Raw genomic sequence first — 20,941 nt, forward strand, 5'->3', positions numbered from 1 at the left:
GCCGCTCGCGAGCGGCCGGGGGCGTCGGTACGTGCGGTCGGCCGAACCGGCCGACCGCACGTCGGGATCACACGAGGTCGAACCGGTCCAGGTTCATGACCTTGACCCACGCGGCGACGAAGTCGTGCACGAACTTCTCCCGCGCGTCGTCGCTCGCGTAGACCTCCGCGAGCGCCCGCAGCTCGGAGTTGGAACCGAAGACCAGGTCGGCCCGGGTACCGGTCCACCTGACCTCGCCCGTGGCGGAGTCGCGGCCCTCGAAGAGGTTCGCGTCCTCGGAGACGGCGTGCCACGTCGTGCCCAGGTCGAGCAGGTTGACGAAGAAGTCGTTCGTCAGCGCGCCCGGGGTGGCGGTGAAGACGCCGTGCGGCGACTGCTGGTAGGTCGCGCCGAGGACGCGCAGACCGCCGACGAGGACGGTCATCTCGGGCGCGCTCAGGGTCAGCAGGTTCGCCCGGTCGACCAGGAGGAACTCGGCCGGCAGGCGGTGGCCCTTGCCGAGGTAGTTGCGGAACCCGTCCGCGGTCGGCTCCATCGCCGCGAACGACTCCACGTCGGTCTGCTCCTGCGTGGCGTCCATGCGGCCCGGGGTGAACGGAACCTCGCCCGCGAAGCCGGCGTTCCGCGCGGCCTGCTCGACGCCGGCGCCGCCGGCGAGCACGATCAGGTCGGCCAGCGAGATCTTCTTCCCGCCGGTCTGCGACGCGTTGAACGACTGCTGGATCCCCTCCAGGGTGCGCAGCACCGTGGCCAGCTCGTCCGGGTTGTTGACCTCCCAGCCGCGCTGCGGTTCGAGGCGGATGCGCGCCCCGTTGGCGCCGCCGCGCTTGTCACCGCCGCGGAACGTCGAGGCCGACGCCCACGCGGTGGAGACCAGCTGGGAGACCGTCAGGCCCGAGTCGAGGATCTGGGCCTTGAGGGCGGCGATGTCGTCGGCGTCGACGAGCTCGTGGTCCACGGCCGGGATCGGGTCCTGCCAGACGAGCGTCTCGGTGGGGACCTCCGGGCCGAGGTAGCGCTGGATCGGGCCCATGTCGCGGTGGGTCAGCTTGAACCACGCCCGGGCGAAGGCGTCGGCGAACTCGTCCGGGTTCTCCATGAACCGCCGCGAGATCTGCTCGTAGACCGGGTCGAAGCGGAGCGCGAGGTCGGTGGTGAGCATGCCGGGGGCGTGCCGCTTCGCCGGGTCGTGGGCGTCGGGGACGGTACCCGCGCCGGCGCCGTGCTTCGGCTGCCACTGGTGGGCACCGGCCGGGCTCTTGGTCAGCTCCCACTCGTACCCGAAGAGGTTCCAGAAGAAGTTGTTGGTCCACTTCGTCGGCGTCGTGGTCCAGGTGACCTCCAGACCACTGGTGATCGTGTCGGCGCCCTTGCCGGTACCGAAGCTGTTCTTCCAGCCCAGGCCCTGCTCCTCGATCGGGGCGCCCTCGGGCTCGGGGCCGACGTGGTCGGTGGTGCCCGCGCCGTGGGTCTTGCCGAAGGTGTGACCGCCGGCGATCAGGGCGACGGTCTCCTCGTCGTTCATCCCCATCCGGCGGAACGTCTCGCGGATGTCGCGGGCCGCGGCCAGCGGGTCCGGGTTGCCGTTGGGGCCCTCCGGGTTGACGTAGATCAGGCCCATCTGGACCGCCGCGAGCGGGTTCTCCAGCTCCCGGTCGCCGGTGTAGCGCTCGTCGCCGAGCCAGGTGGTCTCCGGGCCCCAGTAGACGTCCTCGTCGGGCTCCCAGACGTCGGGACGGCCACCGGCGAAGCCGAAGGTCTTGAAGCCCATCGTCTCCAGGGCGACGTTGCCGGTGAGGATCATGAGGTCGGCCCAGGAGAGGCTCTTGCCGTACTTCTTCTTGACCGGCCACAGCAGGCGGCGGGCCTTGTCGAGGTTGCCGTTGTCCGGCCAGCTGTTGAGCGGCGCGAAGCGCTGCTGCCCGGCGCCGGCGCCGCCCCGGCCGTCGTGGATGCGGTACGTGCCCGCGCTGTGCCACGCCATCCGGATCATGAACGGCCCGTAGTGGCCGAAGTCGGCCGGCCACCAGTCCTGGGAGGTCGTGAGGACCTCGGCGATGTCCCGCTTCACGGCGGCCAGGTCGAGGGACTTGAACGCCTCGGCGTAGTCGAACTCCTCGCCGAGCGGGTTGGCCACGGCGGGGTTCTTGGCGAGGATCTTCAGGTTGAGCCGGTTCGGCCACCAGCCGCTGTTACCGCCGCCCTGGGTGGGGTGGGGGGCGCGTCCGTGCGCGACGGGGCAGCGGGACTCGGCCCCTGCCTCGGCGTCGTGGACGACGGCGTCGTGGTTCTCGGACATCGGTTTCCTTCCGTGACGTGACGGATCGAGTGGATCAGAACGTGCCTGTGGTGGATCAGGGGGTGCCGGTGGTGGTGCAGTCGGGACAGAGGCCCCGGTAGACGACCTCGGCCTCGTCGATCGAGAAGCCGTGGTCGTCGGACGGGGTCAGGCAGGGGGCCTCGCCGACGGCGCAGTCGACGTCGGCGATCACGCCGCACGACCGGCACACGACGTGGTGGTGGTTGTCCCCGACCCGGGACTCGTAGCGGGCCACCGAGCCGGGTGGCTCGATGCGGCGCACCAGGCCCGCGGTCGTCAGCGCGCGGAGCACGTCGTAGACGGCCTGGTGGGACACCTCCGGGAGATCCCCGCGTACGGCCTCGATGATCGACTCCGTGTCGGCGTGCGGATGCGCGTAGACCGCGCCCAGCACGGCCACCCGAGGACGGGTCACGCGCAGCGCGGCCCCGCGCAGCAACTGCGGAAAGTCCAAGATCGTGGCCACGCCCCGAAGTCTCGTCTGTTTTCTGGAACGAGTCAAGAATATAGGCGAGACGTCACGCCGCTGGCACGGGGTCGGGCTCGGCGCTTCCGGGATAAACCCGGCCAAGTACGGCTAGCCATCGCTCGATGTCGGCGGCCGGTTGTGGCAGCGCTTCGAGACCGGGGCCGGCTTCGGACGTGCTCGTCCGGTAGCGGGCGGTTTGCCCGCCGGGGCCGGCCCGCGAGTTCATCCTCGCCGTAGCGGGCCGGAAAGTAAGTCGCTCTTCTCTCTCCACATCACCGACGGCGTGATCACAACGAATTCGATGTGAAGAGAAAAGAGCGAACCACTTCCGCCGGGGTCACCCGGCTAGCGGAGCGACCGGAAGGCGGCGCGAAGCTCCTCGCAGAACAGTTGCGGCTGCTCCCAGGCGGCGAAGTGCCCGCCCTTGTCCAACTCGTGGTAGTAGACGAGGTTCGGGTACGCCTGCTCCGCCCAGCTGCGGGGGGCCTGGTACAGCTCCCCGGGGAAGACGCTCACGGCGGCCGGGACGGACGAGGAGACGCCCTTCGCGGCGAAGAAGGAGAGCGTGTTCTCCGCGTACAGGCGGGCCGCGGAGACCGCCGTGTTCGTGAGCCAGTAGAGCGTGATGTTGTCGAGCACGTCATCCCGGCTGAGCCCCTCGGACGCCCCGGCGAAGACCCGGGAGATCAGATCCAGGCTCTGCGCGTCGTGGTCGAGCAGGAAGGCGGCCAGGCCGGCGGGGGAGTCCGCCAACCCGGTCAGCGTCTGCGGACGGCTCTGCATCATGAGGGCGTACGCGACGTGCTTCCAGACGAAGTCCAACTGCTCGACGGCGCGCCGCTCGTCGGCGGAGAGGTCGGACGGCATCGAGCCGAGCGCGTCGTTCGCGCCGGAGATGCCGGCCTGTAGCGCCTTGTCGAGGTCCGGCGGCACGGTACCGGCCATGTTCGTGTGGATGCCCAGCAGCTCCGGGGGCGCCTGCACGCCCAGCAGATCCGTGACCATCGCGCCCCAGTCGCCGCCCTGGGCCACGAAGCGCGCGTAGCCGAGGTTCCGCATCAGCTCGACCCAGGCGCGCGCGATCCGCTCGGGCCCCCAGCCCGGGGCGCTCGGCTTGGCCGAGAAGCCGTGGCCGGGCAGCGACGGGATCACCAGGTGGAAGGCGTCCGAGGCGTCCCCGCCGTACGCGGTGGGGTCGGTGAGCGGTTCGATGATTTTCAGCTGCTCGATCACCGAGCCGGGCCAGCCGTGCGTGACGATGAGCGGCAGCGCGTTCTCGTGCGGGGAGCGGACGTGGACGAGGTGGATGTCCAGCCCGTCGATCTCGGTGATGAACTGCGGCAGGGAGTTCAGCCGCGCCTCGATCCGGCGCCAGTCGTACTCGTTCTCCCAGTACCGCACGACTGCCTGGATCGTCGCGAGCGGCACGCCCTGCGACTGATCGGCGACAAGCTCCCTTTCCGGCCAGCGCGTGACCGACAGGCGCGTACGCAGCGCCTCCAGGTCTGCCTCCGGCACCTCCACGGTGAACGGCCGGAACAGCGTGGTGTCCATCACAGCCTCGGTCCTGACAGCCATGGGCGTCTTCCCTCCCCGCTACCGCGCCCGGACCGAGCACGGCTCCCTCGCAGCTCACCGCGCCTTACCCGCTGGCTCGCGGGCCATACGGGCGATCCGGCGCGGTGTTGGCGGAGCAGGGGTCGCGGTGCCGACTGTCAGCGGGTCTTGACGGCCGCCACGAACGCGCGCCACGCCTCGGGGTCGAAGCGGAGGGTGCCGCCGTCGCGGTCCTTGCTGTCCCGGACCAGTACGCGGCCCGGCAGGTTGTCGGCGACCTCGACGCACGCGCCGCCGTTGTTGCTGCTGCGGGTGGAGGTGCGCCACGCCGCGCCGGTCAGCTCCATGTCTTCGCCACTTCCTTGATCAGCTCGATCGACTGCCGGGTGGAAAGGGCCTCGCCGGTGATGCTCTCCCAGCGCCTCCCCAGGCTAACAAGGTCGGATCGGTCGCTGACGATCTGGCCGCGGAGCTGGTTGTCCAGGTAGCCGACCTCGGTGCCGTCGTGCAGCCAGGCGAGAATGAACGGGCCGGCCAGCCCGGTGTACCACGGGGTGTCCGCCGGGACGACGCGGATCTGCACGTACGGGCTCTCGGCCGCCGTGACCAGGTGTTCCAGCTGCTCCCGCAGCACGTCCCGGGTGCCGAGCGGCCGGCGCAGCACCATCTCGTCCAGCACCGCGACGAACTGGGGCGGCTTCTCCCCGGTGAGGATCGCCTGTCGCCTGAGCCGCCCGGCGACGATCCGCTCCACCTCGGCCGGCGGGAGCAGGCCGCCGACCTCCAGCATCGCCCGGGCGTACGCCTCGGTCTGCAACAGGCCCGGCACCACCAGCGGTTGATACGACCGTTAGTGAGGTCGCCTCCCGCTCGTTCTCCGCCCAGGGACGGAACCAAATGGGCTCACGACGTCTGTAGATGTCCGGCCAAATGTCCTCGACGTCCTTGCCGAGCGCCTTGGCGGCCTGCACCCGGTGCTGGGGATGTGGTATCCGGTCCTGGCTCAGCCAGCGGCCCGGGGTCTTGGGGTCCACGCCGACGAGTTCGGCGAGGGCCTCGGTGGTGAGTCCCTTCGCCCCATCGCGCTCCGCAGTGCCCTGTTCATCGGTGCTCCTCTTAGGACATCGATGGGTATGCGAGCACCATACCGGTGCGCTGCGTGGCTGTCCCGTCACTGATGGGGGTGATTGTGTCTGGCGGCGGCGCGTCGGTTGGGGGTGGCGCGGACGCCACAAATTCAGAGAACGAGTGGCTATCCCGCCTTCGATCGCCAACTCGTTCTCTGACTTTGTGAGGACGCCGGCCGAGGGCCGCCCGGTCAGGCGGCGGGTATCGGGGCCGGCCGGGATTCCGCCCCGGACGAGGGGCCGGACGAGGCGCCGGACGGGGGGCGGGACCGGCGGAGCGACCGCAGGCCCAGGTAGACGAAGGGCACCAGGAGCAGCACGTCGGCCACGTGCGCGATGTTCGCGTCGCGGGTGATCCGGCTCAGCGGGAACGCGAGCGCGCCGAGGGCGATCAGCAGACCGACCCAGGCCGGCGCGGCCCGCAGCCGCCACACGGCCAGCCCGAGGAGGAAGAGGGCGATCGGGAAGGCCGGCCCGAGGATCCAGTAGAGCGGGTACGCGGCGAAGGGGTGCTCCTGTAGCCGCTCGACCGCGACGGCGTGCGAGACGTCGAAGACCACCTCCTGAACGCTCTGGATCGCGAAGGCCAGCCCGCCGACGCAGGCGAATACGGTCAGCGGCAGCGCCACCGCGACGTAGCGCGGCGCGGCGGGGCGCAGCCGCTCGTAGATGCCGGCCAGGCCGACCAGCCAGGCGCCGATGGAGAGCGCGAGCAACGTACCGGAGACCAGGCCCTGCCGGTCGTCCTCCCAGAAGAAGCCGGCGACGAGATTGAGCGCCGGACCCAGGATGAGAAACATGCCGACGACGCTACGAACGGCTCGACCGGGGTAAATCCGCCCCGCGTGGTCCCCGGCCTACCGCGGTCGCGGTACGCCCGCGAGCCCGCCGCGGTAGGCGAAGACCACCAACTGGGCCCGGTCGCGGGCGCCGAGCTTGGCCATCGCCCGGTTCGTGTGCGTCTTCGCGGTCGCCGGGCTCATGCCCAGCCGCTCGCCCACCTCGGCGTTGGAGAGCCCCTCGGCGACCAGGGCCACCACCTCGCGTTCCCGGCCGGTGAGCGTGTGCGTGCCCGGCACCGCCGGCCCGTGCGCGAACGCCGCGATCAGCCGGCGCGTGATCCGGGGCGCCAGCAGCGCGTCGCCCGCCGCGACCACCCGTACCGCGTGCCGCAGCTCGTCCGGCTCCAGGTCCTTGAGCAGGAAGCCGCTGGCACCGGCGGCGAGCGCCGCGTAGACGTACTCGTCCAGATCGAACGTGGTCAGCACGACCACCCGTACGCCCGGCAGCCGGTCGTCGGCGAGGATGCGCCGGGTCGCGGTCAACCCGTCGGTACCGGGCATCCGGACGTCCATCAGCACCACGTCGGGGCGGTGCGCCCGGGTCAGCGCGATGGCCTCGTCGCCGTCGGCCGCCTCGGCGACCACCTCGATCTCCGGCGCCCGCTCCAGCAGCACCCGGAACCCGGCCCGCACCAGCGTCTGGTCGTCGGCCAGCAACACCCGTACCGTCATGTCGGCAACCACCCCCGTACCTCGAAGCCGCCGGCGGTCGCCGGTCCGGCGCGTACCCATCCGCCCAACCCCTCGGCGCGCTCCACCATGCCGCGCAGCCCGTTGCCCGCCGCCGGCGGCGGTTCGGGACGGGTCGTCCCGCCGCCCGCCCCGGCCCCGCCCACTCCGGCACGGCCCGCCCCGGCACGGCCCGTGCCGGTGCCGCCGTCGTCGCGGATGAGCAGCGCCAGCCCGTCCGGCCGGTAGCCGAGGCGGACCTCGATCCGGGTGGCCGCCGCGTGCCGCAGCGCGTTGGCGACCGCCTCCTGCACGATGCGGTACGCCGTGAACTCCACCGCCCGGGGCAGCGCGCGCGGCTCGCCGTCGGCGGCCAGCACCGCGCCGGTGGCGGCGGCCAGCGCCGGCAGCTCGCCGAGGCCGGGCGCGGGCGGGGCGGGGCCGGCCGCGGGCGTACCGTCGCGCAGCACGCCCACGGCGGCCCGCAGCTCGACCATCGCCTCCCGGCTGGACCGGCGTACGGCGGCGAGCGCGTCCCGGGCCAGCGCCGGGTCGTCGTCGAGCAGCTCCGCCGCGACCCCGGCCTGCACCCCGACCACGGCGAGGGTGTGCGCGGTGATGTCGTGCAGCTCCCGCGCGATGCGGATGCGCTCCTCGGTGACCCGCAGCTCCGCCGCCCGGTCGCGCTCGGCGGCGAGCAGCGCCAGCCGCTGCCGCCGGCCGCGCACCACCTCGCCGAGGAGCAGCGCCGCCACGAAGACCACGGTCGAGCCGTCCAGGGTGACGTCCAGCAGCGGCACGTGCGCGACCGTCATCCGCCCGTACGCGTCCAGGACGATCAGCGCGGCGGCGACCGCCAGCCCGGCCCGGCGACGCGGCGCGGCGGCCACCGCGTACAGCGCCACCCAGACCGGCACCGCCGGCACGCCGCCCGGGTAACCCAGCATGTGGTACTGCAGGAACAGCGCGCCGACCAGCGCGAGCACCGCGGCCGGCCAGCGTCGCCGGGCCAGCAGCGCGAGCGTCATCGCCAGCGCGATCGCGTACGCCCGCGGGTCCGGCGCGCGGTCGCCGGGCAGTACCGCGGTCACCACCATCCGGTACGCCGTGACGGCCCCGACGGCCGACACGACGGCGGCCTCGACCACCCACCGTCGCATCGGCCCACTGTACGAACCGATCCGGCCGGGCACGTACCACGAACGCGGTATCCGCCCGGTGCCGATGCGCCGGCCGCGCCCGGCCGGTTGTCCCGGACCGACCTGCGGATACCCAAAGTGGACCTTGACGGCCCGCCGGGGAAATCCTACCGTGGCCCGAAATGCCGCATGCCGTAACGCGGTCGTCACGATCCGAGAGGGAGCCGAGCCGAGTACGAGATCGAGCCCGCGCCAGCGCTCGCGTCGCGCCCCCGCGTCACGCCCGGGAACCAGGAGGAAAGATGACCCGACCGATGAGACTCCCGGGACTTCTTGGCGAGCTGGCCGCGGAGTTCGCCGGCACGCTGATCCTCATCCTCTTCGGGGTGGGGGTCGTCGCCCAAGTCGTCGCCGGTGGCATCGGCGACCACGACAGCATCGCCTGGGCCTGGGGGCTCGGCGTGACGCTCGGCGTCTACGTCGCCGGGCGGATCAGCGGCGCGCACCTGAACCCGGCGGTCACCCTCGCGCTCGCCGTCTTCAAGGGCTTCGCCTGGCGCAAGGTACTGCCGTACGCGCTGGCGCAGACCGCCGGCGCCTTCGTCGCCGCGCTGCTGGTGCGCTGGAACTACAGCGAGGTGCTGGCGAAGGTGGACCCCGGCCACACCATCAAGACCCAGGGCGTCTTCTCCACCCTGCCCGGCAACGGCGAACTGCCTGTCGGCCAGTGGGGCGGCCTGCGCGACCAGATCATCGGTACCGCGATCCTGCTCTTCGTCATCCTCGCCCTCACCGACCTGCGAAACTCGCCGCCCGCGGCGAACCTCACCCCGGTCGTGGTCGGGCTGCTCGTGGTCGCGATCGGCATGGCCTGGGGCACCAACGCCGGCTACGCGATCAACCCGGCCCGCGACTTCGGCCCGCGCCTGGCCTCCTTCCTGACCGGGTACCACACCGCCTTCCTCGACCAGTACGGTGACCCGTACTTCTGGGTGCCGATCGTCGGCCCGCTGCTCGGCGGCCTGCTCGGGGCGGCCCTCTACCAGCTCTTCATCGGCCGGTTCCTGCCCGCCGAGGACGCGCTCGAACCGGGGCGCCTGCCCACGCAGCCCGAGACCTCCCCGGCCGAGACCTCCCCGGCCGAGACCTCCCCGGCCAAGGGCTGACCGTCGTCCAGAATTCCGCTGCGCCCGCCACCTTGAGAACAGGAGACCCGGATGGCTGACTTCGTCGGCGCCGTCGACCAGGGCACCACCAGTACCCGTTTCATGATCTTCGACCATGCCGGCGGCGAGGTCGGCCGCCACCAGTTGGAACACCAGCAGATCCTGCCGCAGGCGGGCTGGGTCGAACACAACCCGGTGGAGATCTGGGAACGCACCTCCTCGGTGATCCGTACCGCCATGAACGCCCAGGGGTTGCGGGCCGGCGACCTGGCCGCGCTCGGCATCACCAACCAGCGCGAGACGACGGTGGTGTGGGACCGACGCACCGGCCGCCCCTACTACAACGCGATCGTCTGGCAGGACACCCGCACCGACCGGATCGCCTCCGCGCTGGACCGGGACGGGCGCGGCGACGTGATCCGCCGCAAGGCGGGCCTGCCCCCGGCCACGTACTTCTCCGGCGGCAAGATCCAGTGGATCCTGGAGAACGTCGACGGCGTACGGGAGGCCGCCGAGCGGGGCGACGCGGTCTTCGGCAACACGGACACCTGGCTGATGTGGAACCTCACCGGCGGTACCGACGGCGGGGTGCACGTCACCGACGTCACCAACGCCAGCCGCACGATGCTGATGGACCTGGAGACCCTCGACTGGGACGACGAGCTGCTCTCCTTCTTCGGCATCCCCCGCGCGATGCTGCCCGAGATCCGCCCCTCCTCCGACCCGGGCCGGTACGGCACCACCCTCGGCAACGGACCGCTCGGCGGCGAGGTGGCGCTCACCGCGATCCTCGGCGACCAGCAGGCGGCCACCGTGGGCCAGGTCTGCTTCACGCCGGGCGAGGCGAAGAACACCTACGGCACCGGCAACTTCATGCTGCTCAACACCGGTACCACGCCGGTCCGGTCGAAGTCCGGGCTGCTCACCACCGTCTGCTACAAGTTCGGCGACCAGCCCGCCGTCTACGCGCTGGAGGGCTCGATCGCGGTCACCGGGTCGGCCGTGCAGTGGCTGCGCGACCAGCTCGGCATCATCAGCGGCGCCGCGCAGAGCGAGACGCTGGCGGCGCAGGTGGAGGACAGCGGCGGGGTGTACTTCGTACCGGCCTTCTCCGGGCTCTTCGCCCCGTACTGGCGCTCGGACGCGCGCGGGGCGATCGTCGGGCTGTCCCGGTACAACACCAACGCGCACCTGGCCCGCGCCACCCTGGAGTCGATCTGCTACCAGTCCCGCGACGTCGCGGAGGCGATGGCGCAGGACTCCGGCGTGACGCTGGACGTGCTCAAGGTCGACGGCGGGGTCACCGCCAACCGGCTCTGCATGCAGTTGCAGGCGGACATCCTCGGCGTACCGGTGAGCCGGCCGGTGGTCGCCGAGACGACGGCGCTCGGCGCCGCGTACGCCGCCGGGCTCGCCGTGGGCTTCTGGAAGTCGACCGACGAGCTGCGGCAGAACTGGCAGGAGCACGAGCGCTGGCAGCCGAGCTGGTCGGAGCAGCGGCGCGAGGAGGGGTACGCGCGCTGGAAGAAGGCGGTACAGCGCACCCTCGACTGGGTCGACGTGGACTGAGTATTCCCTTGACGTAGCCGGCGGCTACCACCGAACTGCGGGAGGTGGCCGCCGGCCGGGCGTCGGCGCCGGGTGGGTGGCGGAGCTATCCCGCGTCGCTGCCCGGGACCACTCCGTAGAGGAGCCGCAGGATCGCGTCGCTCAGCGCGTCGAGCAGTTCGTCCTCGACGTACGCGTCCGGGCGGGCGAACACGTCGGCGAAGACCATGCTACGGAGGTTGATGACCATCGACGCCAACAGCTCGGGCGGAGCGCTCACGGTCCGGCCGGCGCGCGCGTCCCGCTCGATGCGCTGACTGAACGCCGAGCATCCGTCGGCGACCACCCGCTCGCGGACCTCAAGGATCTCCGGGCCCGGGTCGGGGGCGACGAACGCCTCACGCAGCCAGCCACCGTCGACCCGCCAGCGGGCCAGCGACCTGGCCAGGCCCCGGCGCAACGCGCCCCGGTCAAGCCCGTCGGAGGCCAGCCACTCCGCCATCTCCCGGTCGCTCTCGCCGAGCACCTGGTCGCAGAGCGCGGCGAGCACGGCCTGCTTCGACTCGAAGTAGAAGTAGAAGCCCGACCGGGCGATCCCGGCCGCGTTCGCCAGCTCGTCGATGGTGACCTGACTGATCGGCCGCTTCCGGAAGAGGGCGCGAGCGGCGTCGAGCAGAGCGCGCTCCCGTTGATCACCCTTCGTGGGTCCGCGACGGCTACCGGTGGCAGGCACGTCGCAATGTTACAACGGCTGTCCGGTGAAATCGACGTCACATCTCCTATTTTCGACATCGCGTTGAGAACCCTCGTCTCCGCGTCTACCTTCGGTTCGTCACCCCGCCTGGACCTCGAAGGAGAGCGCCGTGCCGCCCACTTCACCGCCGCCTCGACTCCTACTGCCGATCGCCTCGTACGCCGTGCTCCTCGTCGCTGCCCTCCAGACGTTGGTGGTACCGGTCGTCGCGAACATTCGCGCGGACCTGGGTGTGACGGCCACCTCCGCGAGCTGGGTGGTGACCGCCAACCTGCTCGCCGCCGCGGTGCTGACGCCGACGCTCGGCCGGCTTGGTGATTTGTACGGGCGTCGCCCGGTCATGATCGGCGTGGCCGTCGTCGTACTGGCCGGCTCGGTGATCGCCGCGACAACCAGCAGCCTGCCGTTGCTGATCGTCGCCCGCGTCCTGCAGGCCGCCAGCTTCGGGCTGTTCCCCCTGGCCATCGGCGTGCTGCGGGAAGAACTGCCGCCCCGGCGACTGACCGGCGCCATGGCGGTGGTCAGCGGCATGCTGGCGGTCGGCGCCGGGCTCGGACTGGCGGTCACCGGCCTGCTCATGCGGCACGGAGGCGACTACCACCGGCTGTTCTGGCTCGCGACCGCGCTCAGCGCCGTCGGGCTGGCCGGAATGGTGGCGCTGCCGCGCCGGAAGGCGGCGGGTACCGGCCGCCTCGACTGGATCGGCGCGGGCCTGCTCGGCCTGGGGCTGGTGCTGCTCATCCTGCCGCTGGAGGAGGGCAACGGCTGGGGCTGGTCCTCACCGCGGGTCCTCGGCTCGCTGGCCGGCGCGGTCGTCGTGTTCGCCATCTTCGTCCTGGCCGAGCGGCGGATCGCCGAGCCACTGGTCAGCACCCGGATGCTCACCCACCGCCCGATCGTCTTCGCCAACGTGGCGGGTCTGTTCCTCGGCTTCGCCATGTTCGCGGTGTTCCTGGCGGTCTCCAACCTCGTACAGGCGCCACCGGCGCTCGCCGGCTACGGCTTCCACTCGACGGTGCTCGCCACGAGCATGGTCTACCTGCTGCCCGGAACCGCCGGCGGCGTCATCACGGCACCGCTGGGCGGCCGCCTCGTCCTCCGGTACGGCGCCAAGGCGACGCTGGTGATCGCGGCGCTGCTCGCCTTCGTGGGCTTCGGCGTGCTGGCGGTCCTGCACGCGGCGACCTGGCAGGTCATCGTCGGGGCGTGCGCCGTCAACACGGCGGTGACCTTCGGATACGCGGCCCTGCCGGCGCTGCTCGTCGAGCACGTGTCGCCGGCCGAGACCGGCATCGCCAACAGCGTCAACTCGATCGCGCGTTCCGTCGGCATGTCCTTGGGCACCGCCTTCGTCGTCACCATGCTGACCCGCAACCTCGTCGACGGCGCACCCGTGCCGCTCCCGCACGAGGAGCAGTTCGTGTCCGTCTTCGCGGTCGGCGCGGTCTTGGCGATCCTCGCGGCGGCCCTGATCGCGTGGGGTCTGCCCCGCAGCCGAAGCGTGGCGCTGACCGTACGCGAGGTCGAGGAGGAGGAAGTTTTCGGCGCCGCCGGCCTCGACGTACCGGCGGATTTGCTCGCCCGCCAGAGCGCGCCCCGGCCCTGACGCCGGGGGAGGGGCCGCAGGCGGCCGGGTCGGCGACGACGGGCGCGACGTGTGCGGGGTCAGCCGGCGGCGGCGAGGGCGAGGGCGGTGAACTCGGTACGCGCGCCGTTGAAGAGGAAGTCGGTGGTCTGGGAGAGCGCGATCGCGGTCAGATCCCGGTGCGGGTCGTTGAACCAGGCCGTGCCGTAGCCGCCGTCCCAGCCGTACCGGCCCGGAACCGCCGACAGGTCGTCCGGCCCGGCCGCCACCGCCATCCCGTAGCCCCAGCCCTTCGGGTCGAGCAGCACGCCGGCGGTGTCGCGCTGGGCCGGCGTCAGGTGGTTGGTGGTCAGCCGTGCCACGGCCTCGGCCGACAGCAGCCGCCGGCCCCGATGGAGACCGCCGTTGGCCAGCAGCCGGGCGAAGGTGAGGAAGTCGTCCGCGGTGGAGAGCAGCCCGCCCGCGCCGGAGGGGAAGGCGGGCGGCGTGCTCCACGTCTCCGGCGCCGAGCGCTGCTGGACCTCCAACTTCCCGGTGGCGAAGTCCGTCATGTAGTAGCTCGGGATCCGGGCGGTCCCCTCCGGGGTCGTGAAGAATCCGGTGTCGGCCATGCCGAGCGGCTCGAAGAGCCGGGTACGCAGCACCTCGTCCAGCGGGGCGCCCGCGGCGCGCGCCACCAGCACGCCGAGCACCAGCGAGCCGACGTTGTACTGCCAGCGCTCACCCGGCTGGTACATCAGCGGCAACGTGCCGAACAGCTTGATCCACTCGTCCGGCGGGTGCGGCGTACGCGGCTCGGGCGCGCCGAGCGCCAGCCGCAGCTCCTCGGCGGCCCGCACGATCGGGTACGGCGGGTCGAAGGTCGGCTCGGTCAGCATGCCGAAGCCCATCCGGAAGGTCAGCAGGTCCTCGACGGTGATCGGCCGGTGCGCCGCCACCGTCTCGTCCAGCGGCCCGTCGATCCGGGCGAGCACCCGCCGGTCGGCCAGCTCCGGCAGCAGCCGGTCCACCGGCTCGGCCAACTCCAGCAGCCCCTCGGCGACCAGCAGCATCGTCGCCGCGGCGAGGATCGGCTTGGTCAGCGACGCCACCCGGAACAGGGTGTCGCGCCGCATCGGCGGAGCCTCGCCGAAGGCGTACGCCCCGATGGTGTCGACCCGCACCTCGTCGCCGCGGGCGAGGACCGTCACCAGCCCGGGCAGCTCGCCCCTGGCGACCCGGGCGGCCATCGCGTCGTGCAGCCGGCGCAAACCCTCGGCTGAAAGCGGTCCACTGGTAGCCACGACCCGCACCATACCGGTGGGCCCCGACATCCCGTGGCCGTCACGCGCGCCGGCGCGGTCGTGGCCGGGCCGACCGCCGACGGCGTCGCCCGGTGCCGCCGTCGTCAGCCGGGCAGCACCGCGATCGCGGTCACCAGCAGCCCGTCGCGGACCAGGTACCGGCCGCGGAACTCGCCCCGCCGCACGCCGCCGACCGCTGGACCGTCGACCAGCAGGCGCGCGGTGAAGCTGGCCGTGCCCGGCTCGAAGACGACGTCCGCCTCCGCGAAGCCCAGCCACCGCCCGGTCAGTGGGAACCAGGCCTTGTAGACGGACTCCTTCGCGCTGAAGAGCAGACGGTCCCAGTGGATCTCCGGCCGCGCGGCCGTCAGCTCGCCGAGGCGCCGCCGCTCGCCCGGCAGCGAGACCGCGGGGAGCACGTCGCGGGGCAGCTCCGCGTGCGGCTCGGCGTCCAGGCCGACCGTCACCAGTTCCCGGGCGTGCCCGAGCGCCGCGGCGCGGTACCCGGCACAGTGGGTCATGCTGCCGACCACGCCGGCCGGCCAGCGGGGCGCCCCACGCTGGCCGGGCACGATCGGCGCGGGCGGCAGGCCGAGCCGGGCCAGGGCGGTACGGGCACAGTGCCGGGCGGTGGTGAACTCGCGCCGCCGCTTCTCCACCGCCTGCCGGATCACCGCCTCCTCCTCGGGGAAGAGCGGCACCCCGGGCGGGTCGTCGAACGCCTCCACGGCCACCACGACCGGCGGGAGGATCTCCTCGACCACGCTCAGCTCCCCGGCGGCGGCAGGATCGTGCGCGGCGGTTCGGGCGCGGGACCCCGGCGCCGCCACTCGCGCGGGTAGCCCACCGACACCTCCTGGAAGCGCACCCCGTCGTGCCAGGTGGTACGCGGGATGTGCAGGTGCCCGTAGACCATCGCGGCGGTGCGGAACCGCCGGTGCCAGTCGGCCGTACGCTCGGTGCCGCACCACTGCGCGAACTCGGGGTAGTGCAGGATCCGGGTCGGCTCGCGTACCAGCGGATAGTGGTTCACGAAGACGATCGGCAGGTCGCCGTCGAGCTGCGCCAACCGCCGCTCGGTGGTCTCGACCCGGGCCGCGCACCAGGCCTCCCGGCTCGGGTACGGGTCCGGGTGCAGCAGCGCCTCGTCGGTGCAGACGACCCCGGCCTCGTACGCCAGCGCCAGCGCCTCCTCCTTCGTCGAGGCGCCCGGGGGCCGGAAGCTGTAGTCGTAGAGCAGGAAGAGCGGCACGACCAGCACCGGCCCGCCCGGCCCCGACCAGACCGGGTACGGATCCTCGGGCGTCACCACGCCGAGGTCGCGGCAGAGCTCCACCAGCCGCTGGTAGCGCGCCTCCCCGCGCAGGGTGACCGGATCCTCCCGCGGGGTCCAGAGTTCGTGGTTGCCGGGCGCCCACACCACGCGGGCGTAGCGCTCGCTGAGCACGCGCAGCGCCCACTCGACGTCGGTGAAGCGCTCGCCCACGTCGCCGGCGACCAGTAGCCAGTCCTCCGGGGACTCCGGCCACATGTCGGAGACGAACGCACGGTTGTCGGCGTACGCGACGTGCAGGTCGCTGATGCCGAGCAGGCGCCCGCCCGGCGGCGGTGGCGTCATCCTCGCGAGCCTGTGGTCAGCCGTCCACCCAGCCGTGCCGCTGCGCCAGGCTCAACAGCGCCTGCCGCAACTGCACGATCTGGCTGCCGGTCAGGCTGGGCGCGGTGTCCAGGAACAGCTCCGTGACCTCCTGCCGGAACGCGCTGGGGGAGAGGACGTCGCAGAGCCCGTCCTCGTCGTCGCGGGCCGCGGGGACCGTGGCGGTACGGGTGGCGGCGGTGCGGCTGATCCGTACCGAGAGCGCCTTGAGCCCCCGCTCGCTCGCCGTCGCCTCGTACTCGACGGGCGTGCCGGGGGTGAAGAGGTGGCGTTCCTCGCCGAGGGTGTTGGCATGCACGAACACGTCCTCGCCGCCGTCGTCCGGGGCGATGAAACCGTAGCCCCGGGTCTCGTCGAAGCGGAGCACCCTACCCAGTGACACACCACACCTACCACGTTGACGCCAGACTCCGTCGCATACCGTAACCGGGCGCTGATCGGAGTGCCAGCAGACGCGCGGACATCTCCGGTCACCAGCGGCTCACCGCCGGCTCACTGCCGACCGCGGGCCCAGGAGGTGAGCAGGGAGAGCCAGGGGCTGGAGCGCCGGGGCTGTGCCGGCGTGGGGGCGGCACCCCGCGGCGGCGCGGGCGGGTGCAGCGGCTCGCCCGGCGGGAACTCGACGGGCAGCTCGACCAGGCCGCGCAGGAACGGGGTCGGGTGCCAGGCCAGCTCCTCCACCGCCGCGTCCAGCCGGGCGCCGGGCAGGCGCTGCAGCAGCCGCCCGACCGCGGTGTAGACGATCTGCCGGGCCAGCCGCTCGGCCGGGCAGCGGTGCGGGCCGGCACCCCAGGCCAGGAAGGCGCGGTTCACGTGGGTGCTGGTGGAGATCGCCTCGGGGCTGCCGAGCACCGGGTCGGCGTGGGCGGCGGCGAGCCCGAGCAGCACCCCGTCGCCGGCCCTGACCTCCGTACCGAGGATCCGGGTGTCGGCGGTGGCGTAGCGGGCCGGCAGCACCGGCACCGGCGGGTCCTGCCAGAGGACCCGGTTCACCGCCTCCTCGATCTGCACCTCCGAACGCGCGTACGCGTTGCCCAGCCTGCGGTCGCCCAGCAGCGCCAGCAGGGTGTTGCTGATCAGGTGGGTGGTGGCCTCGCTGTTGCCGTTCATCATCTGGGCGAGCTGCTGGATCAGCTCGTCGTCGGTGAGGCCGGCCGGGTGCGCCATCATCCAGGACGGCAGGTCCGGTCCGGGCTGTTCGCGCTTGACCGACACCAGTTCGGCGTAGTAGCTCTCGATCTGCTGGTTGGCCTGCGCCGCCGTGGCCGGGTCGCTGTCGTAGACCTTCCGGGTCAGCTCCGCCAGCAGGTAGCCGCTGCGGTCGTCCATGCCGTACGCCCGGTTCATCACGAGCACGGGCAGCCAGCGCGCGTACTGCCCGATGGCCTCGGCCCGTCCGACGGCCACGAACCGGTCGATGAGCTGGTCGGCTATCTCCCGGATGTCGGCCCGGATCCGCTGCTCGGTGAGCCGTCCCAGGCCGTCCACGATGGCGGCGCGCAGCCGGTGGTGCTCGGCGCCGTCGGCGAAGACCACGTTCGGCCGGTAGCCGAAGATCGGCATCAGGGGGGAGTCCGGCTTCACCCGTCCCTCGGTGATCTCGCGCCAGCCGCGGGAGTCGTGCGAGTAGGTGGACGGGTTGCGCAGCACCTCGACGGTCTCGTTGTAGCCGAGCACGAGCCAGGTGGCCACGCCGGGCGCGATCTCCACCGGGGCCACCGTGCCGAACCGGGCCCGCAGGCTGTCCCAGGTCTGTTTCTCGATCGCCTGGCCGTACAACGGCACCGCCTGGTCGTGTAACGGACAGCGCGCGCTCGCGTCGCGATCGGTCACGGAACTGACCCCCTGGTCTGGACGATGACTTCCAGCCGCACCCGCCGGGCGAAGGATCCCGTCCGCGCGCCGCGGGGGGACCCGGGATGCACCACGGTACGAGGAGACGTCGACTGCACGGCGTAACCGAGCCAGTAGCCTAGTGTGCGAAGTGGACGGCGGGCCACCCGGTCCGGTCCGGCCCCTGGGGCGCGGGAATGACTATGTGCCGCCGGGCGGATACGGATCGGGGCCGGAGGACCCCCGACCCGCAGCATCATCCGCGGCGCGTCGTACCGTCGAGGGCGAGCCGCGGCCGGGTGCCGGGTCAGGGTCGCCCGACCCCTTCCGATCAGGGACTTTCGGCCCGTACCGGCGGGCCTCGCGTCGTACCACGCGCGTGTTCGCCGCCCCCCGCCGACGCCGGCCAGGGCTGTCCGCCGGCCGGGGCCAGGGCCGTCCGCCGCCGCGACGATGCGCCGCGCGGCCGGGGCTGCCCGCGCTCGTCGCCGCGTGACGGGAGGTATCGGACGCGACCTCGCGGTATCAGACGCCGCCCGGCGGGTATGCGAACGAGCGCTGGCGCGGCGCGGCGCTACCGCCGGCGCGGCGTCATCGCGGGCGCGGTGCCGTCGCGGGCCCGGCCCGACAGAGCCGGTGGCCGAGGCGCCCGACGACCGGAAGGGGTGGGCAATGGCCGGTGGTGGGATCATCATCCGTAGCGAGGCGTTCAACGAGCACGACCTCATGCCCGAGCGGTTCTCCCGGGACGGGGGCAACGTCTCGCCGCCGCTGGAGTGGCAGGACGTGCCGGAGTCCACGGCCGAACTGGTCCTGCTGGTGGAGGATCGGGACGCCGGTCGCCTGCCCTTCCTGCACTGGCTGGTCACCGGGATCGACCCGGCCTGCACCGGGATGGCCGAGGGCGAGGTGCCGGCCGGCGGTCGGGAGTGGCTGAACGGGTTCGGCGCGCCGGGCTGGGGTGGTCCCCGCCCACCCCGCAACGACGACCCGCACCGTTACTTCTTTCGGCTGTACGCGCTGCGCCAGCCACTCGCGCTGAAGCGGACCCCGCAGGTCCCCGAGGTGCACGAGGCCGTCGCCGACGTCGAGATCGGCAGCGCGAACATGGTCGCCACCTTCGCCCGCTGAGCGTCTCGGGCGTTTCGCCGGGCGGCGACCTCCGAACGAATGGCGCTTGTTGACGGGATAACGATCCTGGTAGACATCGGATGTATTCCTGTCGTTACCCGCCCGCGACGGCGAGCGCCGACGCCGCCCGTGGCCGGGCGCGGCGCCCTACCTCCGCCGGTGGGCGAGAGTCACCGGAGGTGGGAGATGGCGCTGACCGACGCGGCCATCGACAAGATCAAGGAGATGATCGTCTCCGGTGAGCTGGGACCGGGGGACCGGTTGCCGAAGGAGGTCGACCTCGCCGAACGGCTCGGGCTCTCCCGCAACTCGCTGCGTGAGGCGGTCAAGGCGCTCTCCATCATCCGGGTGCTCGACGTACGGCAGGGCGACGGCACGTACGTCACCAGCCTCGAACCGCACCTGCTGCTCGACGCGCTGAACTTCGTCGTGGACTTCCACCGCGACGACACCGTGCTGCACTTCCTCGAGGTACGCCGGATCCTCGAACCGGCGGCGACCGAGATCGCCGCCCAGCGGATGACCGACGCCGACATCGTCAAGCTCCAGGCGGTCCTCGACGACCTCGGGTCGGCCCCGGACATCGAGGCGCTGGTCGCCAACGACCTGGAGTTCCACCGGCGGATCGCCGCGGCGTCGGAGAACCCGGTGCTCACCTCGCTCATCGACGGCCTCTCCGGGCCGACCACCCGGGCCCGGATCTGGCGTGGGCTCACCCAGGAGGGTGCGGTGACCAAGACCCGCGAGCAGCACCAGGCCATAGTGGACGCGATCGCCAGCCGCCAGCCGCAGCTCGCCCGTTCCTGGGCCACCGTCCACATCGCCGGCGTCGAGGAGTGGCTGCGCCGGGCGCTGTGAGCCGCGACGACGGGCCAGGGTTTCCGCTCAGCCGGTGCGGCGGGCCAGGGCGACCCGGGTCGCCGCGACGAAGTCCCAGAAGACCGGCAGGGTGGTGTTCTTGCGCTGCGCCCGGGTGTTCGTACCGAACATGGCGGTGCGCAGCGGCGTGGTGAGCTCCAGCTGCGCGCCCGCGCCGGTCAGGGTCCGGTTGGCGATGTTCTCGGGCTCGTCCCCGTTGATCGCGGCGAGGTCGCGGGCGTCGAGGGCCCGGACGCCGACCCGGGCGTACTCCTGGAGCAGGTAGCCCTTGAGCGTGGTGTCGCGCCCGCCGACCGCCACCGCCGCGGTGCCGTCCGGCAGCCCCGCGTCCGCCGGGGTGCAGCCATGCAGCGAGACCGCGTACCGGGCGCCGGCGCAGAGCGAACGGGCGTACGGGTCGTCGCAGTGCGTGGAGGTGACGTGCAGTTCGCCGTTGCCGGAGGCGCGCAGCCCCTCGAACATCCAGTAGTCCCGGACGGGGCCGCCGGCTGGCGTCACCGCCAGCGTGGCCGGGTGGTAGCCGGCGATGGCGAGGCAGAGTTCCGAGGTACCCACCTCGATCCCGCCGCCGTGCGGCGCGATCACCACGGCGGACGGGAACGGCGCGTTCTGGCCCAGGTCGTCGTCGAGCGCCGGGTGCCGGCGGTAGCGGCGGGCGTAGTCGACGCCCTCGGCCAGGGCCGGGTCGGCGTAGAGCGCCGTGTTCGACGGGTACGCGTCGGCCGCCGCCGCGGCCAGGGCCGGCTCGCCCCCGCCCGCGCCGGCAGCCGGGGCGGACCCGGACGTGAGCAGGTACGGGCCGCCGACGGCCGCCGACGTCAACACCCCGAGCAGCGTCCTTCTCCGTACGCGCGCCATCCCCGTGCCACCTCTCCGGCCGACGCCAACGATCCCGGCGCTCCGGTCCCGGGCGCCCGGGGAAATTGGATCACGGCTGACCCTGGCTGAGCGAGGGCCCGGTCCGGTACAACAGGGCGATGGG

19 protein-coding genes and 1 pseudogene are annotated in these 20,941 nt (G+C 72.5%); 5 read left to right on the plus strand and 15 right to left on the minus strand.

Features of this window, described 5'->3' with window-relative positions; translation table 11 throughout:
* Window positions 1–67 precede the first annotated feature (67 nt).
* The 8 genes and pseudogenes from katG to AB0J86_RS17590 all read right to left on the minus strand — a co-directional run bounded on the left by katG (window position 68) and on the right by AB0J86_RS17590 (window position 8,144).
* On the minus strand, window positions 68–2,299 hold the full coding sequence (gene katG, locus AB0J86_RS17555) for a catalase/peroxidase HPI (protein WP_363858184.1): 2,232 nt from the start codon (window positions 2,297–2,299) through the stop codon (window positions 68–70).
* Between the two features lie 55 nt (window positions 2,300–2,354).
* Window positions 2,355–2,777, minus strand: a complete 423-nt coding sequence (locus AB0J86_RS17560; RefSeq protein WP_363858303.1) for a Fur family transcriptional regulator — start codon at window positions 2,775–2,777, stop codon at window positions 2,355–2,357.
* 357 nt (window positions 2,778–3,134) lie between these two features.
* On the minus strand, window positions 3,135–4,367 hold the full coding sequence (locus AB0J86_RS17565) for an epoxide hydrolase family protein (RefSeq protein WP_363858186.1): 1,233 nt from the start codon (window positions 4,365–4,367) through the stop codon (window positions 3,135–3,137).
* Between the two features lie 137 nt (window positions 4,368–4,504).
* A complete protein-coding gene (locus AB0J86_RS17570; protein ID WP_363858188.1) occupies window positions 4,505–4,693 on the minus strand; it encodes a DUF397 domain-containing protein in 189 nt (62 codons plus the stop codon).
* A pseudogene (locus AB0J86_RS17575) lies at window positions 4,684–5,451 on the minus strand (helix-turn-helix transcriptional regulator). The gene AB0J86_RS17570 and the pseudogene AB0J86_RS17575 overlap by 10 nt, the downstream one beginning before the upstream one ends.
* Window positions 5,452–5,664: 213 nt before the next feature.
* Entirely contained in the window at window positions 5,665–6,273 is a 609-nt protein-coding gene (locus AB0J86_RS17580) for a hypothetical protein (protein WP_363858189.1), read from the minus strand.
* A 57-nt stretch (window positions 6,274–6,330) separates the two neighbouring features.
* The gene (locus AB0J86_RS17585) at window positions 6,331–6,987 is read right to left on the minus strand and encodes a response regulator transcription factor (protein WP_363858191.1); all 657 of its coding nucleotides are present in this window, start codon (window positions 6,985–6,987) and stop codon (window positions 6,331–6,333) included.
* Complete coding sequence (locus tag AB0J86_RS17590; protein WP_363858193.1) at window positions 6,984–8,144, minus strand: histidine kinase; 1,161 nt, start codon at window positions 8,142–8,144, stop codon at window positions 6,984–6,986. Before AB0J86_RS17590 ends, AB0J86_RS17585 begins: the two co-directional genes overlap by 4 nt.
* 281 nt (window positions 8,145–8,425) lie before the next feature.
* Between AB0J86_RS17590 and AB0J86_RS17595 the strand changes: the two genes are divergently transcribed.
* Window positions 8,426–9,289 carry an MIP/aquaporin family protein gene (locus tag AB0J86_RS17595; protein WP_363858195.1) on the plus strand — a complete coding sequence of 288 codons (864 nt, stop codon included), beginning with the start codon at window positions 8,426–8,428 and terminating at the stop codon, window positions 9,287–9,289.
* A 51-nt stretch (window positions 9,290–9,340) separates the two neighbouring features.
* A complete protein-coding gene (gene glpK, locus AB0J86_RS17600) occupies window positions 9,341–10,858 on the plus strand; it encodes a glycerol kinase GlpK (RefSeq protein ID WP_363858197.1) in 1,518 nt (505 codons plus the stop codon).
* Between the two features lie 85 nt (window positions 10,859–10,943).
* Here glpK and AB0J86_RS17605 read toward each other — a convergent pair whose 3' ends face one another.
* Window positions 10,944–11,570 carry a TetR/AcrR family transcriptional regulator gene (locus tag AB0J86_RS17605; RefSeq protein WP_363858199.1) on the minus strand — a complete coding sequence of 209 codons (627 nt, stop codon included), beginning with the start codon at window positions 11,568–11,570 and terminating at the stop codon, window positions 10,944–10,946.
* Between the two features lie 130 nt (window positions 11,571–11,700).
* On the opposite strand from AB0J86_RS17605, the gene AB0J86_RS17610 reads away from it, so the two are divergent.
* On the plus strand, window positions 11,701–13,197 hold the full coding sequence (locus AB0J86_RS17610) for an MFS transporter (RefSeq protein ID WP_363858201.1): 1,497 nt from the start codon (window positions 11,701–11,703) through the stop codon (window positions 13,195–13,197).
* Between the two features lie 59 nt (window positions 13,198–13,256).
* On the opposite strand, the gene AB0J86_RS17615 is transcribed toward AB0J86_RS17610, so the two are convergent.
* The 5 genes from AB0J86_RS17615 to AB0J86_RS17635 form a co-directional block, all read right to left on the minus strand.
* Complete coding sequence (locus AB0J86_RS17615; RefSeq protein ID WP_363858203.1) at window positions 13,257–14,459, minus strand: serine hydrolase domain-containing protein; 1,203 nt, start codon at window positions 14,457–14,459, stop codon at window positions 13,257–13,259.
* Window positions 14,460–14,563: 104 nt separating this feature from the next.
* On the minus strand, window positions 14,564–15,223 hold the full coding sequence (locus AB0J86_RS17620) for a 4'-phosphopantetheinyl transferase superfamily protein (protein WP_363858205.1): 660 nt from the start codon (window positions 15,221–15,223) through the stop codon (window positions 14,564–14,566).
* Between the two features lie 2 nt (window positions 15,224–15,225).
* On the minus strand, window positions 15,226–16,077 hold the full coding sequence (locus tag AB0J86_RS17625) for a metallophosphoesterase (RefSeq protein WP_363858207.1): 852 nt from the start codon (window positions 16,075–16,077) through the stop codon (window positions 15,226–15,228).
* Between the two features lie 16 nt (window positions 16,078–16,093).
* Window positions 16,094–16,498 (minus strand): cold shock domain-containing protein, encoded by a 405-nt coding sequence (locus tag AB0J86_RS17630; RefSeq protein ID WP_363858209.1) that lies wholly within the window; start codon window positions 16,496–16,498, stop codon window positions 16,094–16,096.
* 110 nt (window positions 16,499–16,608) lie between these two features.
* Window positions 16,609–17,901, minus strand: coding sequence for a hypothetical protein (locus tag AB0J86_RS17635; protein ID WP_363858211.1), 1,293 nt, complete (start codon window positions 17,899–17,901; stop codon window positions 16,609–16,611).
* 720 nt (window positions 17,902–18,621) lie between these two features.
* Between AB0J86_RS17635 and AB0J86_RS17640 the strand changes: the two genes are divergently transcribed.
* A complete protein-coding gene (locus AB0J86_RS17640; RefSeq protein ID WP_363858213.1) occupies window positions 18,622–19,080 on the plus strand; it encodes a YbhB/YbcL family Raf kinase inhibitor-like protein in 459 nt (152 codons plus the stop codon).
* A gap of 186 nt (window positions 19,081–19,266) precedes the next feature.
* Complete coding sequence (locus AB0J86_RS17645; protein ID WP_363858215.1) at window positions 19,267–19,938, plus strand: FadR/GntR family transcriptional regulator; 672 nt, start codon at window positions 19,267–19,269, stop codon at window positions 19,936–19,938.
* A gap of 27 nt (window positions 19,939–19,965) precedes the next feature.
* Here the strand turns inward: AB0J86_RS17645 and AB0J86_RS17650 are convergent, their stop codons facing one another.
* A complete protein-coding gene (locus tag AB0J86_RS17650; protein WP_363858216.1) occupies window positions 19,966–20,817 on the minus strand; it encodes a poly-gamma-glutamate hydrolase family protein in 852 nt (283 codons plus the stop codon).
* Window positions 20,818–20,941: the final 124 nt, after the last annotated feature.

The organism is Micromonospora sp. NPDC049559 (genome assembly GCF_040676675.1).
Taxonomy (GTDB): Bacteria; Actinomycetota; Actinomycetes; order Mycobacteriales; family Micromonosporaceae; genus JBFAPK01.

Excerpts from the sequence above, each read along its gene's own strand:
- AB0J86_RS17650 (WP_363858216.1), bottom strand. The coding sequence starts at position 20,817 with ATGGCGCGCGTACGGAGAAGGACGCTGCTCGGGGTGTTGACGTCGGCG.
- AB0J86_RS17585 (WP_363858191.1), bottom strand. The coding sequence starts at position 6,987 with ATGACGGTACGGGTGTTGCTGGCCGACGACCAGACGCTGGTGCGGGCC.
- AB0J86_RS17580 (WP_363858189.1), bottom strand. The coding sequence starts at position 6,273 with ATGTTTCTCATCCTGGGTCCGGCGCTCAATCTCGTCGCCGGCTTCTTC.
- AB0J86_RS17595 (WP_363858195.1), top strand. The coding sequence starts at position 8,426 with ATGACCCGACCGATGAGACTCCCGGGACTTCTTGGCGAGCTGGCCGCG.
- AB0J86_RS17565 (WP_363858186.1), bottom strand. The coding sequence starts at position 4,367 with ATGGCTGTCAGGACCGAGGCTGTGATGGACACCACGCTGTTCCGGCCG.
- AB0J86_RS17590 (WP_363858193.1), bottom strand. The coding sequence starts at position 8,144 with ATGCGACGGTGGGTGGTCGAGGCCGCCGTCGTGTCGGCCGTCGGGGCC.
- glpK (WP_363858197.1), top strand. The coding sequence starts at position 9,341 with ATGGCTGACTTCGTCGGCGCCGTCGACCAGGGCACCACCAGTACCCGT.
- AB0J86_RS17645 (WP_363858215.1), top strand. The coding sequence starts at position 19,267 with ATGGCGCTGACCGACGCGGCCATCGACAAGATCAAGGAGATGATCGTC.
- AB0J86_RS17640 (WP_363858213.1), top strand. The coding sequence starts at position 18,622 with ATGGCCGGTGGTGGGATCATCATCCGTAGCGAGGCGTTCAACGAGCAC.
- AB0J86_RS17570 (WP_363858188.1), bottom strand. The coding sequence starts at position 4,693 with ATGGAGCTGACCGGCGCGGCGTGGCGCACCTCCACCCGCAGCAGCAAC.
- AB0J86_RS17625 (WP_363858207.1), bottom strand. The coding sequence starts at position 16,077 with ATGACGCCACCGCCGCCGGGCGGGCGCCTGCTCGGCATCAGCGACCTG.
- katG (WP_363858184.1), bottom strand. The coding sequence starts at position 2,299 with ATGTCCGAGAACCACGACGCCGTCGTCCACGACGCCGAGGCAGGGGCC.